Genomic DNA, 15,567 nt, shown 5'->3' with positions numbered 1-15,567 from the left:
GAAGGGGTTTATCACCCCAAGCCAACATCTTTATTGGTTTCCTGCCAATATCAATGTCCCTCAATTAAAATGCATATTTACCAAATATGACGCTATGAACGCCCCATTAGCTTTGAATCAGTTGTTGGATGCCGAAGCAGGTTCACCCCGCCTCCGCGAAATCCCCTATAACTACACCTCCTTTTCCGATCGTGAAATCGTTATCCGCTTGCTGGGCGAGGAGTCATGGCGTGTTCTAAATGATTTGCGTGGGATTCGCCGTACTGGTCGCTCAGCTCGGATGTTGTTCGAGGTGTTGGGCGACATTTGGGTAGTCCAACGCAACCCTTTCTTGCAAGACGACCTATTAGAGAGTGCCAATCGCCGTCAGTTATTAATTGACGCTTTATGGCATCGCCTTGGTGAGGTAAAGAAAAGATCTAGCGGTGAATCGGTTGAGCAAGTTCAGATTTTGTTGAAAGCGGCACATCTCGCGGTAGAGCGTTTTGAGCAGGGCTTTAAAGATGTGACGGAGATTCGTAAGCGTGCTCGAAAAGAGCTTGGTCGCATCACGGCTGCAGATAATATTTGTTTTGATGGTGTCTCACGTGCAGCGCATGTGACCGATGCGACTGATTGGCGCGTTGAGTTTCCATTAGTCGTTCTTAAGCCTGATTACGAGTCTGAGATCCCTGGCCTTGTGAAAGCGTGTATTGCCTTGGGTTTAACCATTATTCCGCGTGGAGGCGGCACTGGTTATACCGGTGGCGCTATTCCTCTCTACGCTATGTCGGCAGTGATTAATACTGAAAAGCTTGAGCAGATTGATAGCGTCAAGGCAAAGCGTTTGCCAGGCGTGGACCATGAAGTTTCAACCATCTTTACTGGTGCGGGTGTAGTTACACGTAGAGTTGCAGATGCGGCAGAGCGTTCTGGGCTGGTGTTTGCAGTCGACCCTACTTCAGCTGATGCCAGTTGTATTGGCGGCAACATTGCCATGAATGCCGGCGGTAAGAAGGCGGTCTTATGGGGTACTGCACTAGATAACTTGGCTAGCTGGCGCATGGTGGATCCAGAAGGTAATTGGCTTGATGTCGAACGCCTTGATCACAACTTAGGAAAAATTCACGTAGCAGAAAAAGTACGCTTTCAGCTAACTTGGTCTGATGGTGCGAGTGAGCCAGGCGAAAACATTCTCAAAACAGAAACCTTAGAAGTAGAAGGTAAGCGCTTTCGAAAAGAGGGCTTAGGTAAGGATGTCACTGATAAGTTTTTATCAGGCCTGCCTGGTGTTCAAAAAGAAGGTTGCGATGGATTAATTACGAGCGCTACTTGGATTTTGCATCGCATGCCTAAATTCATGCGGACTGTTTGCTTGGAGTTCTTTGGTCAAGCGCAAGAAGCTATTCCAAGCATTGTAGAAATCAAGGCATATCTCGATGGCTTGAGCAAGAATGGTGGACCAATCTTGGCTGGCCTAGAGCACCTGGATGATCGCTATTTGAGAGCAGTTGGTTATTCCACTAAATCCAAACGCAATTCAATGCCTAAGATGGTATTGATTGGTGATATTGCTGGTGATGATGAAGAGGCTGTAGCAGCTGCGACTAGCGAAGTGGTTCGCATGGCTAACAATCGTGTGGGTGAAGGTTTTGTGGCGGTTAGCGCTGAGTCGCGTAAAAAGTTTTGGTTAGATCGTGCGCGTACTGCAGCTATTGCTCGCCACACCAATGCTTTTAAGATTAATGAAGATGTTGTGATTCCATTGCCACGCATGGGGGAGTACACCAATGGTATCGAGCGTATCAACATTGAACTCTCCCTCAAAAATAAGTTACAAGTTCTAGATGGCCTTAAAGCTTTCCTGGAAAAGAGTGCCCTGCCACTTGGTAAGAGCGATGAGGGCTATGAAATCCCCAGCGCTGAAATCTTAGGTGACCGCGTACAGCAAGCCCTTGAACTGATCGCTAAGGTACGGGCGCGTTGGTCAGATTGGCTGATGCAGATGGATACGTATTTTCCGGATCTGCAGAATTACAGTTTGCGTGCCTCCTGGAAGGTGGAAGTGCGCGCTGAACTCAGAATTATTTTTGGTGGCCTAGCATTTGAGCCCATCCTCAATGAGCTGGAGTCTATTCATAAAAATATTTTACGTAAGCGTGTATTTATAGCGCTACATATGCACGCTGGTGATGGTAATGTGCACACCAACATACCGGTAAACTCGGATGACTACGAGATGCTGCAAGATGCTCATCGCGCTGTCGATCGGATTATGAAATTGGCTCGCTCATTAGATGGTGTAATTTCTGGTGAGCATGGTATTGGTATTACTAAGCTTGAGTATCTGACTGAGGCTGAGCTTAAGGATTTCCGCGCTTACAAAATGCGTGTGGATCCTGAGGGTCGCTTTAACAAGGGCAAGTTAATGCCGCATGCAGATCTCAGTATTGCCTATACCCCAAGCTTTGGTTTGATGGGACATGAATCCATCATCATGCAGCAAAGTGATATTGGTGCGATTGCTGATAGTGTGAAAGATTGTTTGCGTTGCGGTAAGTGCAAGCCAGTCTGTTCTACACATGTACCACGCGCCAATTTACTGTACAGCCCACGCGACAAAATTTTGGCAACCTCCTCGTTAATCGAAGCCTTCTTATATGAAGAACAAACGCGTCGTGGCGTATCGATTCGTCATTGGGAAATGTTTGATGACGTTGCAGCACATTGCACTGTTTGCCATAAGTGTTTAACACCTTGCCCTGTCAATATTGATTTTGGTGAGGTCTCAATGAACATGCGTAACTTATTGCGCAAGATGGGGCAGCAACGCTTTAATCCGGGAACAGCGGCATCGATGCTGTTCTTAAATGCTACCGATCCAGATACTATCAACTTGGTTCGTAAGACCATGATTGGTTGGGGTTATAAGCTCCAGCGTTTGGGCAATGATGTGTTCCGTAAGTTCGCGCGCAAACAAACTGCGCACCCACCCGCCACGGTAACAAAGCCGAATATTAAAGAGCAGGTCATTTTCTTTGTAAATAAGAAGATGCCTGGCAATCTGCCGAAGAAAACTGCTCGTGCACTCTTAGATATCGAGGATGCGAATTACGTACCGATTATTCGAGATCCAAAAACAACATCCGCAGATACTGAAGCAGTGTTCTATTTCCCGGGTTGCGGTTCTGAACGCTTATTCTCGCAGGTGGGTTTAGCTACGCAAGCGATGCTGTGGAATGTGGGTGTGCAAACAGTATTGCCTCCGGGCTACCTCTGCTGCGGCTATCCACAGCGTGGCAATGGTGATTTCGATAAAGCGGAAAAGATGATTACGGATAATCGCGTTCTCTTTCATCGCGTAGCTAATACCCTCAATTACTTGGATATCAAGACCGTAGTGGTTTCATGTGGCACTTGTTATGACCAGTTAGCAGGTTACCAGTTTGAACAGATCTTCCCTGGTTGCCGCATTATTGATATTCATGAGTACTTGCTGGAGAAGGGTGTCAAGCTTTCCAATGTCACCGGTGTGAGGTATATGTATCACGATCCATGCCACTCACCAATGAAGTTGCAAGACCCTCTCAAGACGGTGAATGAGCTTATTCAGTCGGAAGATGGCAAAGCGATTCAGAAGAATGATCGATGCTGTGGTGAGTCTGGAACTCTTGCGGTGACACGTCCCGATATTTCAACTCAGGTGCGTTTCCGCAAGCAAATTGAGATGGAGAAGGCGGCCAACGAATTGCGTAAAGATGATTTCACTGGAGATGTCAAAGTGCTCACTAGCTGCCCATCTTGCTTACAAGGTCTCACTCGCTTTGATGCGGATAGTGATACCACTGCCGATTACATCGTGGTTGAAATGGCACAAAAATTATTAGGTCCTGATTGGATGCAAGATTACGTTGCTAAGGCAAATCAAGGTGGTATTGAGAGGGTATTGGTTTAATGATTCCAACTAATGTTGTAGTGCATCAGCAGTCAAAAGTGCTTGAGCTCTCTTATGAGAATGGCAATACCTTTCGCCTACCTTTTGAATTTTTAAGGGTGGTGTCTCCTTCGGCTGAAGTCCAAGGTCATGGTCCTGGGCAAGAGACTTTGCAAACTGGTAAGCGTGAAGTTCTCATAGCGAATATTGAGCCTGTAGGTCACTACGCTCTGAAGCCTTCGTTTTCTGATGGACATGATTCTGGTTTGTATTCTTGGGACTACCTGCAATTTTTATGCGAGAACCAAGAAGCATTATGGAAAGAGCACTTGGATAAACTAGCTGCTGCTGGTCTAGATCGTGATGCTCCGATGAGTGTTGCTGGTGGTAAATCTTGTGGCAGCCATTAATCGTCATTTCAGTTAAGTAAAGAAGAATATGAGTAAGACCCATTTTGGATACCAAAGCGTCGATGAGGCTGAAAAGGCGGGTAAGGTCGCCGAGGTATTTCATTCTGTAGCGAGTAAATATGATGTCATGAATGACTTGATGTCATTTGGATTACATCGCTTGTGGAAAAAAGTCACGATTGCTCGTGCTCAAGTACGCCCTGGTCAAAAAGTATTGGATATTGCGGGCGGCACGGGTGACTTAGCCGCTGCCTTTGCGCGTGCAGCAGGCTGGGGCCATAACCCTGAAGCTCAAGTATGGTTAAGTGATATCAATGCCTCCATGTTGGGAGTTGGCCGTGATCGCCTTCTCGATCAGGGATTGGCTTTACCCTGCGTTCAGTTCGATGCTGAAAAAATTCCTTTCCCTGCGAATCACTTTGATGTGGTGACAGTGGCGTTTGGCTTGCGAAACATGACCCATAAAGACCTTGCTTTGGCAGAGATGCTCAGAGTCATTAAGCCCGGTGGTCGAGTGTTGGTGCTGGAGTTCTCGAAACCGGATGCCTTTTTAAGTCCGATTTATGACACCTACTCATTTAAGGTGTTGCCTTGGTTGGGTGAAAAGATTGCCCAAGATTCTGAGAGCTACCGCTACCTAGCAGAATCCATTCGGATGCACCCAGATGCTCAGGCCCTTAAAGACATCATGCTAGGAGTGGGTTTTGACGAGGTAGATACCCACAGAATGACTGGGGGTATCGTTGCGCTCCATATTGGTATTAAATACTAGTGATTTTGTAGTTTTTGCTAGTCAAGAATTAAAGTAGTTCTATAGGGGATCAAAATATGAATAAGCATTTTTTCAAAGCAGTTCTGTTAAGCCTTAGCTTAATATTTGCTACCGTTGGTCACGCCAATGCTGCCCGTTTAGGTGGCGGTAAAAGTGTTGGCAAGGCACCAAGTGCACCAATACAAAAACAAGCCACTCCCGCACAAAAGCCGGCTCAACAAGCGCAACCAGCTGCACCAGCTGCAGCTCCTCAGGCGCCAGCACCAAGTCGCTTTGGGGGTATGGGTGGCATCTTGGGTGGCTTAGCTGCAGGTCTTGGTATTGGCTTCCTCTTATCCCATTTTGGTTTAGGTGAGGGGGCATCTTCATTGATCACTGGATTACTGATTGCAGCTCTAGCAGGATTTGCCATCATATTTATCATGAGAAAAATGATCCCCGCTTTATCTGGTGCCAATAAAAGTCCTCAAGTGACCTCGCAAGGTATGCAGCGTACTAATTTAGACCAGACGCCAAGACAAGAGCCTGCGTTTACGCCAGCTGCTAGTGCATTTGGTGGCGTTGCTGCTGAGCCTGCACCATTTCCATCAACCCTGCCGCCAGGGTTTGATGAGTATGCATTTTTGGATAATGCTAAACAGTTTTTCTCAGGCTTACAAAAGGCGTGGGATCAGGGTGACTTAGTTGCATTACGCGAGTACGCTACACCAGAGATGTTCGCCACGATTGAGCAAGACCTGGCTGGACGTGCTGATAGCGCAAATCAAACCGATGTAGTGACACTCAATGCGCAGCTGCTCGGAATTGAGACAGCTGACAATACTTACTACTGTAGCGTGCAGTTCACTGGCATGATTCGTGAACAAGTAGGTGCACAGGCGAATAATTTCTCTGAAGTATGGAACCTCAGCAAGCCGGTAAGCGGTCCTGGAGGCTGGGTACTAGCAGGTATCTCTCAGTTAGTTTAAGCTTGTAGTACTTTCCACTGAAAGCCCGCACTTGTGCGGGTTTTTTACACTGATGAACACCGTATCTCCCACCAGCCACCATATTGCAGCGTCTGCCGCTTGCCGAGGCATAAATCACGTCCTCAAGTCTGAGCCATGGGCTATGGCGGAGTTGTCACGCCATGCTGGTAAAGTCATTTTGCTCAGTTTGCCGATTGGGCAGCTCTTTTTTGAGATAGCACCCGAGGGCTCCCTGCTTGCCTTGACTCATGCGGATACCCCGTCATTAGAGCTGGAAGTTTCCCCTGAAGCATTGAGCGCTTTAGGTGGTGGCCCTGCCAACTTGCGGGAGCAAGCAATGAAGTCGGTGAAGATTACTGGCGATGCTGACTTGGCGCAGCTATTGGGCCGCTTAGCAGGTCAAATTCGGTGGGAGTATGAGGAAGACCTAGCGCGCTTCATTGGCGATGCACCTGCAAACTTTGCTGTACGCCAAGGTAAGAAATTCATTTCTGCCGGGAAAGCTGCAGCGACCGATCTATTAGAAAATGTCATTGAGTATGTCAGTGAAGAAAGAAAAGTTCTTTTGAATAAACGTGATTTTTTAATTCGTAAGAATGAATTCAGTGTGTTACGTGATGCAGTTGATCGTCTAGAAAAGCGCATCCAAATTTTAGAGCGAAAAGGTTAATTCATTGTGCGTCGATTAGCCCGGCTCTATTTCATTTTCTTTACCGCATGGCGTTATGGCTTATTGCCACTGCTGCGCGATATTCTAAGGCCTGGTATTTCGCGTGGCCTATTAACTATTTTTTGCTGGATATCACCAGGACAATCTCTACCTAGAGGTGAGCGCATCCGTTTGACCTTAGAAGCGCTCGGTCCGATTTTCGTAAAATTTGGACAAGTGCTTTCTACTCGACGTGATTTATTGTCAGAAGACATTGCCAATGAATTGGCAAAGTTGCAGGATCAAGTGCCACCATTTTCCAACGCAGAATCACGACTCTTAATTGAGAAGGCGCTTGGTTTACCGATTGAAGAAATATTTATTAGTTTTGATGCAACACCGGTAGCTAGTGCTTCTGTAGCTCAAGTACATTTTGGAACTTTACGTGCCACTGAGAGGCATCCAGAATGGAATGGGCGAAAAGTTGCGATCAAGGTCTTACGTCCAGGCATCCTCCCGGTGATTGAGAGCGATATTGCCTTAATGTATGACTTGGCAAAAATTATTGAAAAATTATCTTCTGATGGTCGTCGTTTAAAGCCAACTGAAAACGTTGCGGAGTTTGATAGACACCTTCATGATGAGCTCGATCTCATGCGTGAGGCTGCTAATGCCAGTCAGTTAAGAAGGTATTTTGTTGATTCAGACAAGCTCATGATTCCAGAAATGTATTGGGATTTATGTCACACCAATGTGATTGTCATGGAAAAAATGAACGGTATATCGATCGGTCGTTTTGATGAATTACGTGCTGCTGGAGTAGATTTCAAAAAATTAGCGGCAGAGGGTGTGGAGATATTTTTTACCCAAGTATTCGAACATGGTTTTTTCCATGCAGATATGCACCCTGGAAATATCATGATCAGCTTGGAGCCAGATAGTTTTGGGCGATTTATTTCTCTGGATTTCGGAATTGTTGGCGCATTAAGTGAGACTGATAAAAACTACTTGGCGCTCAACTTTTTAGCCTTCTTTAACCGTGACTACCGGCGTGTTGCAGAATTGCACGTGGAATCTGGTTGGGTGCCTGCAGATACCCGTGTGGAAGAATTGGAAGGTGCGGTACGCTCCGTTTGCGAACCTTACTTTGATCGACCTCTAAAAGATATTTCTTTGGGCATTGTCTTGGTGCGCTTGTTCCAAACATCTCGTCGTTTTAAGGTCGAAGTACAGCCACAACTATCCCTGCTATCCAAGACATTGCTAAATGTGGAAGGTTTAGCGCGTGAATTAGACCCCGATCTCGATCTTTGGCAGACTGCAAAGCCGATTCTGGAAAAATGGATCAGTAGGCAGTTGGGTTGGCGCGGATTGGTTGAGGGGCTTAAAAGTGAAGCGCCTTCTTGGGCAAAAATACTGCCAACCTTGCCCCGCCTGATTGCGGAGAGTCTGGCGCAAGGGCGCGGTCCGCAAAGAGAGCAAAATGCTGAATTAGAGGTTTTAAAAGGCCTTTTAATGCAGGAAAGACGGACTCATCGCCTTTTGGTGGGCGCCTTGCTGTTTGCGGGTGGCTTTTTGGCTGGAATTCTGATAATTGGCCTTGGTCTTTACTAGACTGTCGCCGGCTGGCGCTTAAACCGCTAAAATGCTAGGTTAGGCAAAGCGTAAGCGTGGGCAAATGAAAAAATACTTTATCGCAGGCATTCTGGTGTGGGCACCGATGTCAATCACCATTTGGGTGATTGCAGGGGGATTGGGCCTGCTCGACGGTGTTTTTGGTTCTGTAATGCATGCCATTATTGCTATATTCCCCAATCAGTTTGCCGGTGATTTACAACATTTCCGTGAATTACCAGGTGTGGGCATTCTGATTGTTGTTTCAGTCATTGTGATTACTGGGTTCCTTGCGATCAGTTTTGCGGGGCAGTGGTGGATGAAGGTATGGAACCGTTTGATGAATCGCATTCCGATTGTGCGATCGATTTACTCTAGTGTTCAGCAAGTATCTTCCACGTTATTTTCTGGCAGTGGCCAAGCGTTTAGCAAGGCATTATTAATTCGCTACCCCCATGCAGATTCTTGGGCGATTGCATTTCAGACTGGTATGCCAGCAAAGGAAGTGGCTGCTAAGTTGGGTGAGGATTACGTGAATGTTTTCCTACCAACCACTCCAAATCCAACCTCTGGATTTTTTATGATAGTCCCACGTGCGCACACCATTGAATTAGAGATGAGCGTAGAAGAGGCGCTCAAACATATTGTTTCAATGGGATCAGTTCCCCCCACCAGTCCAACTGGTTTGGCTGCTACTCAGTCAAACCGTCATCTTTGATTTATAGGAAATTGTTATGTCGATGCGAAGCCATACCTGCGGTCAGGTAACTGAATCACTCATTGGTCAAGAGATTACCCTCTCTGGTTGGGTTAATCGTCGTCGTGACCATGGCGGCGTGATCTTTATTGACTTGCGTGATCATCAAGGTTTTGTTCAAGTTGTTTGCGATCCAGATCGTCCTGAGATGTTTGCATTGGCTGAGCAGGTTCGTAATGAATTTTGTATTCAGATCAAAGGATTGGTGCGCGCACGTCCTGCTGGTACTGAGAATAATGATTTAGTCAGCGGCAAAATTGAAGTGCTTTGCCAGGGCCTAGTAATTTTGAATGCGTCTATTACTCCTCCATTCCAATTGGAAGATGAGAACTTATCTGAGACTACTCGCTTAACTCACCGTGTTTTGGATTTGCGTCGTCCGCAAATGCAAAAGAATTTACGTTTGCGTTACAACGTAGCCATGGAATGCCGTCGTTACTTGGATGCTGCAGGCTTTATTGATATCGAAACACCAATGTTAACGAAGAGCACTCCTGAGGGTGCTCGCGATTACTTGGTGCCTTCACGTGTGCATGATGGTCAGTTCTTTGCTTTGCCACAGTCTCCCCAGCTATTTAAGCAGCTGTTGATGGTGGCCGGTTTTGATCGTTACTATCAAATTACCAAGTGCTTCCGAGACGAAGATTTGCGTGCTGATCGTCAGCCCGAATTTACTCAGATTGACTGTGAAACAGCTTTCTTGGATGAGCTAGAAATCCGTGATTTATTTGAAAACATGATTCGTCATATTTTCAAAACCACGATGAATGTGGAGTTGCCTAATCCATTTCCAACCATGCCTTATTCAGAGGGTATGGCGCGCTTTGGTTCAGACAAGCCGGATCTGCGTGTGAATTTTGAATTTACTGAATTGACTGATTTAATGAAAGATGTCGATTTCAAGGTATTTTCTGGTGCAGCAAACCAAGAGGGTGGACGCGTAGTTGGTTTGTGCGTATCTGGCGGTGCTGAAATTAGTCGTAGTGAAATTGATGACTACACTCAATTTGTAGCTATCTATGGCGCTAAAGGTTTGGCATGGATCAAGGTGAACTCAGTTGCAGAGGGCCGCAATGGCTTGCAATCACCAATCGTCAAGAACTTGCATGATGCTGCTATCGAAGGCATCTTGAAACGCACTGGCGCTAAAGATGGCGATATTATTTTCTTCGGTGCTGATAAAGAAAAAGTAGTGAATGATGCTATTGGCGGTTTGCGTCTCAAGATTGGTCACTCTGCTTGGGGTAAAGAGCATGGTCTATCTACCGAAGGTTGGAAGCCATTGTGGGTAGTTGATTTCCCAATGTTTGAATACGATGAAGACAATGCCCGTTGGGTTGCATGCCACCATCCATTCACTAGTCCCAAAGATGAGCATATGCAGTATCTCGAATTGAGCCCTGGAAAGTGTTTAGCTAAAGCTTATGACATGGTTCTGAACGGCAGTGAGATTGGTGGTGGATCAGTCCGCATTCATCAAGAAGCAGTGCAAAGCCAGGTATTCCGCGCTTTGAAGATTGGTGCTGAAGAGGCTCAGGCGAAGTTTGGATTCCTATTGGATGCTTTGCAGTACGGCGCACCTCCACATGGTGGTATTGCATTTGGTTTGGACCGTATCGTCACGATGATGACCGGTGCTGAATCTATCCGTGATGTAATCGCCTTCCCTAAAACACAGCGTGCGCAGTGCTTACTTACTCAGGCTCCTAGCCCAGTAGACGAGCGTCAGTTAAAAGAGTTGCATATTCGTTTGCGCCAAGCTGCCCCCGCTGCTTAAGTAAGACAGTCTTTAGATCATTTTGAAAATCCCCATTTCGGTTTTAGTTGTTATTTACAAATCGAATGGGGAGGTCTTGCTAATTGAGCGGGCTGATAAAGCTAATTTTTGGCAATCTGTTACTGGTAGTATTGATTTCCTCGACGAGGATCTTAGTGTTGCTGCCGCACGCGAAGTCCTTGAAGAGACCGGAATTGATGTTCAATCTCTTACAGCGAGCTCCTTACTGGATATGCATCATCAGATTGAGTATGAGATTTACCCACAATGGCGTCACCGCTACGCCCCTGGAGTGACCAGAAATACCGAGCATTGGTTCTCTTTGCTTGTTCCAAATGAGGTCTCAGTTAGATTGGCGCCAAGAGAGCACGTTGCCTATCAATGGCTGCCTCACACTGAAGCAGCGAATAAATGTTTCTCTCCTAGCAATGGCGCAGCAATTCTCAAGTTATTTTCTGCACGTCAGAGCGTAACTGACTAAGATAGAGTGATGAGACATTCATCAGGGCATCATCATTCAGTAGCCGATTCAAAGCCATCACAGGGTAGCGACTGGAAGGTTATTCGTGACCTACTTCCCTATCTATTGGAATACAAGTTTAGGGTTGCGATTGCCCTGACATGCTTGGTTGCTGCCAAGGTTACTAACCTTGGTATTCCAATTCTGATGAAGCAATTGATTGATGCTCTCAATATCAAGGCGCATTCGCCCCAGGCATTATTAGTAGTTCCGGCTGGATTGATACTAGCCTATGGCCTATTAAGGATATCTGCCTCCTTATTTACCGAGTTACGTGAATCTCTTTTTGCACGCGTTACTCAAAATGCCGTTCGTAAAGTCGCGCTACAAGTTTTTGAGCACCTGCACTCCCTAGCACTGAGCTTTCATTTAGCACGTCAGACCGGTGGAGTTAGTCGAGATATTGAGCGTGGTACACGTGGCATTCAGTCACTGATCTCATATTCGCTTTACAGCATCCTGCCTACTTTAATTGAGTTTTGTTTGGTGCTCGGTTATTTTGCTTATGCATACGATATTTGGTTTGCTGCCATTACGCTGGTAGCTTTGGTGCTCTATATCAGTTTCACAGTGGTGGTGACTGAATGGCGCACCCACTTTCGCCGAACCATGAATGACATGGATTCCAAGGCTAATCAGAAAGCAATTGATTCGCTTTTAAATTTTGAGACAGTAAAGTATTTTGGTAATGAAGCCTTTGAGGCTAGTCGTTACGATCAAAATTTGGTGCGCTATCAAGCTGCTGCCGTGAAATCTCAAAAATCCTTAGCGCTTCTCAATTTTGGTCAGCAGGCCATTATTGCTGTCGGACTAGTCATGATTCTGTGGCGCGCTACATTGGGTGTGATTGATGGATCTATGACTTTGGGTGATTTGGTCTTAGTTAACACCTTGATGATTCAGTTGTATATCCCGCTGAATTTCTTAGGCGTGATCTATCGTGAGATTAAGCAGGCGCTGACAGACATGGATCGTATGTTTTCACTTCTCAATACAGAGAAGGAGATTGCGGATGCCCCCAATGCTCAGCCTTTGCACGTAAGTAATCAAAGCCGTGGTCCGGATGTTCGTTTTGAGAATGTCTCTTTTTATTACGATGCTAAACGTGAGATTCTGAAGGATGTTAACTTTAATATTCCGGCGGGAACCATTACTGCAGTCGTAGGCCAAAGCGGTGCTGGCAAGAGTACCTTAGCCCGCCTACTATTTCGTTTTTATGATGTTCAGTCCGGCAAAATCCTAATCGATGATCAAAATATTGTGAATGTCACTCAATCAAGTTTACGCAAAGCGATTGGTATCGTTCCTCAAGACACTGTTTTGTTTAATGACACCATTGGCTACAACATTGCTTATGGTAATCCCAGCGCTTCGATTGAAGAGGTTCATGAGGCCGCTAGGGCGGCGCAGATCGATCGTTTCATCAAGCATCTCCCAGATGGCTACGATACCCAAGTAGGTGAGCGTGGACTGAAATTATCTGGCGGCGAAAAGCAACGTGTTGCGATTGCACGCACCCTACTCAAAAAGCCAGCAATGTTAATTTTTGATGAGGCAACGTCGGCGCTGGACTCTAAAACGGAGCGGGCGTTTCAGGAAGAGCTACTTGGCTTGGCTAAAAACCGTACGACTTTGATTATTGCCCATAGGCTTTCCACTATTATTCACGCCGATCAAATTTTGGTAATGGAGCATGGCCAAATAGTGGAGCGTGGAACGCATATAGAGCTATTGGCTGCTGGTGGCCGATATGCTGAAATGTGGCAAATGCAAGAGCGCATCGTTCTTGATTAGAATATCTACATGAGCAAGCAAGAAACTATTCTCAAAAATGCCTTTGTCGCAGCTTTGGCGGTTGCTGACCCAAAAAAAATCGTTCCTGAATACCTCAGTAAGATCTTTCCTCAAGGCTTGGAGCCGAAGGGAAGATGTTTGGTGGTGGGTGCAGGCAAAGCCAGTGCATCAATGGCAACGGCCTTAGAGTTGCATGCTAAGAGTTGTTGGCCTAATGCAACTATCGAGGGAGTGGTATTGACCCGCTATGGGCACGCCTCACCTACTAGTCATATTCAAATTATTGAAGCAGGTCATCCTGTACCAGATCAAGCGGGTATGGACGGTGCTAAAGAAATCTATCGCTTGGTTGCTGAATTACAAGCTGGTGACATTTTGATTGCCTTAATTTCCGGCGGCGGTTCAAGTTTGCTCACTTTGCCCCAAGCTGGCATCAGTATTGAAGATATGCGCAAGACTACCGAAGCGCTATTACGCTCCGGTGCACCAATTGAAGAGATGAATGTTGTACGTAAACATTTGTCAGCGATTCAGGGTGGCAATTTGGCAAGGCTGGCTATTGCACGTGGCGCTCGAGTTGAAGCCTTGCTGATTTCGGACGTCACTGGAGATGCGCCAGCAGATATTGCGAGTGGACCTTGCGCGCCAGATTATTCGACCTACCAGGATGCTCTGGATATTTTGGCTAAATATCACTTAGGTTCTAACTCTATTCCAGAATCTGTTTCATCCCATTTGCAGCGTGGTCTTGCTGGCGAGGTTCCGGAGACATTAAAAGAGGTTGACCTGAAAAACACTTCAGTAAGTAATCATGTGATTGCCACTGCCTATAAGAGTCTTGAGGCTGCGGCAGACTACGTCCGCACACAAGGTTATGAGCCAGTAATTTTGGGTGACACTATTACGGGTGAGGCCCAAGCTGTAGGGATAGAACAAGCCACTCTAGCACGTCAGCACTTGAAGATGGGTAAGTCAATCGCCCTCATCTCGGGTGGTGAGTGTACGGTAACCATTCCCGATGGAATTAAAGGCCGTGGTGGTCGCTGCAGTGAGTACCTGCTTTCATTCTTTACAGCAACAACTGATCTTCCTCATGTTTCCGCTTTGGCTGCAGATACTGATGGTATCGATGGTAGTGAAAAGAATGCCGGTGCATGGTTTACCTCTGAGATTCGCCAGGCTGCCAATAAGCAAGGCTTGATCCCTTTGCAGTACCTAGATCAGCACGATTGCTATGGTTTTTTTGCGCAATTAGATGCTTTGGTGGAAACTGGTCCCACACTGACAAACGTGAACGATTTCCGCATCATCTTGCTTGATCAATAATTATGTCGAATAGCCCAATACAAATTCAACTGATTCAGCCAGATGACTGGCATTTGCATATTCGTGATGGTGAAGTGATGCGAGATGTCTTAGCGGATACTGCGCGCCAATTTGCGCGTGCCATCATCATGCCAAATTTGAAGCCTCCAGTGACTACAGTTGATTTGGCAAATGCGTATCGTGGTCGTATTGAAGCTAACCTTCAATCTTTGGGTGTAACTAGTTTTACACCTTTAATGACCTTGTATCTCACGGATAACACTGCTGCGGATGAAGTGCGTAAAGCAAAGGACGCTGGCATTGCTGGATTTAAGCTGTACCCTGCAGGAGCGACAACCAACAGTGATGCAGGTGTGAGTGATATCAAGCGTTGTAATGCTGTGCTTGAAGCAATGCAGACCGTCGGTATGCCCTTGTTAGTACATGGTGAAGTGACTAGTACTCATATTGATATCTTTGATCGTGAGGCGGTATTTATTGATCAAGTGCTCGAACCTTTACGTAAAGACTTTCCTGAGCTCAAGATTGTGTTTGAACACATTACTACCAAACAAGCTGCGCACTATGTTCGTGATGCGCAAACTGCTGGAAAAAACAATATAGCTGCTACCATTACTCCGCAACATTTATTAATGAATCGCAATGCGATTTTTTCTGGTGGTATCCGTCCGCATAACTACTGCTTACCAGTACTCAAGCGTGAAGAGCATCGTGTTGCGTTACTAGAGGCTGCAACGAGTGGCAGCCCCAGATTTTTCTTGGGCACCGATAGTGCGCCACACGCCAAGGGCGCTAAAGAAGCTGCTTGCGGTTGTGCTGGTTGTTATAGTGCTTTCAATGCCCTAGGTTTATATGCTGAGGCATTTGAGAGTGTTGGCAGGTTGGATAAACTTGAGGGCTTTGCTAGTTTCTTTGGCCCAGATTTTTATTTATTACCACGCAATACTCAGAAAGTAACTTTGGTGAAGCAGGCGCAAAATATTCCTGCAGAACTTCCTTTGGGTGATGACACGATTGTGCCGCTTCGTGCAGGTGAAACTATCGCTTGGACCTTGGCTTAAGCCAGT

12 protein-coding genes are annotated in these 15,567 nt (G+C 46.2%); all 12 read left to right on the top strand.

Annotated elements, in window-relative coordinates; genetic code table 11:
• The first annotated feature begins 94 nt into the window (after positions 1-94).
• The 12 genes from FD967_RS09605 (at position 95) to pyrC (ending at position 15,561) form a co-directional block, all read left to right on the top strand.
• Positions 95-3,934, top strand: a complete 3,840-nt coding sequence (locus FD967_RS09605; protein ID WP_215325830.1) for an FAD/FMN-binding oxidoreductase — start codon at positions 95-97, stop codon at positions 3,932-3,934.
• Positions 3,934-4,323: a gamma-butyrobetaine hydroxylase-like domain-containing protein gene (locus FD967_RS09600; RefSeq protein ID WP_215325829.1), complete on the top strand. Its 390-nt coding sequence runs from the start codon at positions 3,934-3,936 to the stop codon at positions 4,321-4,323. Before FD967_RS09605 ends, FD967_RS09600 begins: the two co-directional genes overlap by 1 nt.
• 28 nt (positions 4,324-4,351) lie before the next feature.
• On the top strand, positions 4,352-5,095 hold the full coding sequence (ubiE, locus tag FD967_RS09595; protein ID WP_215325828.1) for a bifunctional demethylmenaquinone methyltransferase/2-methoxy-6-polyprenyl-1,4-benzoquinol methylase UbiE: 744 nt from the start codon (positions 4,352-4,354) through the stop codon (positions 5,093-5,095).
• 56 nt (positions 5,096-5,151) lie between these two features.
• On the top strand, positions 5,152-6,063 hold the full coding sequence (locus FD967_RS09590; protein WP_215325826.1) for a Tim44 domain-containing protein: 912 nt from the start codon (positions 5,152-5,154) through the stop codon (positions 6,061-6,063).
• Between the two features lie 52 nt (positions 6,064-6,115).
• Entirely contained in the window at positions 6,116-6,733 is a 618-nt protein-coding gene (locus tag FD967_RS09585; RefSeq protein WP_215325824.1) for an SCP2 domain-containing protein, read from the top strand.
• A gap of 6 nt (positions 6,734-6,739) precedes the next feature.
• A complete protein-coding gene (gene ubiB / locus FD967_RS09580; RefSeq protein ID WP_215325822.1) occupies positions 6,740-8,326 on the top strand; it encodes a ubiquinone biosynthesis regulatory protein kinase UbiB in 1,587 nt (528 codons plus the stop codon).
• Between the two features lie 64 nt (positions 8,327-8,390).
• Positions 8,391-9,044, top strand: coding sequence for a DUF502 domain-containing protein (locus tag FD967_RS09575; protein WP_215325821.1), 654 nt, complete (start codon positions 8,391-8,393; stop codon positions 9,042-9,044).
• Between the two features lie 16 nt (positions 9,045-9,060).
• Positions 9,061-10,860 (top strand): aspartate--tRNA ligase, encoded by a 1,800-nt coding sequence (aspS, locus tag FD967_RS09570; protein ID WP_215325820.1) that lies wholly within the window; start codon positions 9,061-9,063, stop codon positions 10,858-10,860.
• Positions 10,861-10,882: 22 nt separating this feature from the next.
• Positions 10,883-11,341, top strand: a complete 459-nt coding sequence (nudB, locus tag FD967_RS09565) for a dihydroneopterin triphosphate diphosphatase (RefSeq protein ID WP_371819292.1) — start codon at positions 10,883-10,885, stop codon at positions 11,339-11,341.
• Between the two features lie 9 nt (positions 11,342-11,350).
• Positions 11,351-13,174 (top strand): ABC transporter ATP-binding protein/permease, encoded by a 1,824-nt coding sequence (locus FD967_RS09560; protein WP_215325819.1) that lies wholly within the window; start codon positions 11,351-11,353, stop codon positions 13,172-13,174.
• Between the two features lie 9 nt (positions 13,175-13,183).
• Positions 13,184-14,500 carry a glycerate kinase gene (locus FD967_RS09555; protein ID WP_215325818.1) on the top strand — a complete coding sequence of 439 codons (1,317 nt, stop codon included), beginning with the start codon at positions 13,184-13,186 and terminating at the stop codon, positions 14,498-14,500.
• Positions 14,501-14,502: 2 nt separating this feature from the next.
• Positions 14,503-15,561: a dihydroorotase gene (gene pyrC, locus FD967_RS09550; protein ID WP_215325817.1), complete on the top strand. Its 1,059-nt coding sequence runs from the start codon at positions 14,503-14,505 to the stop codon at positions 15,559-15,561.
• Positions 15,562-15,567 lie beyond the last annotated feature (6 nt).

The organism is Polynucleobacter sp. JS-Mosq-20-D10 (genome assembly GCF_018687755.1).
Lineage (GTDB): Bacteria > Pseudomonadota > Gammaproteobacteria > Burkholderiales > Burkholderiaceae > Polynucleobacter.
This window is presented reverse-complemented; position numbering and strand designations above follow the sequence as displayed.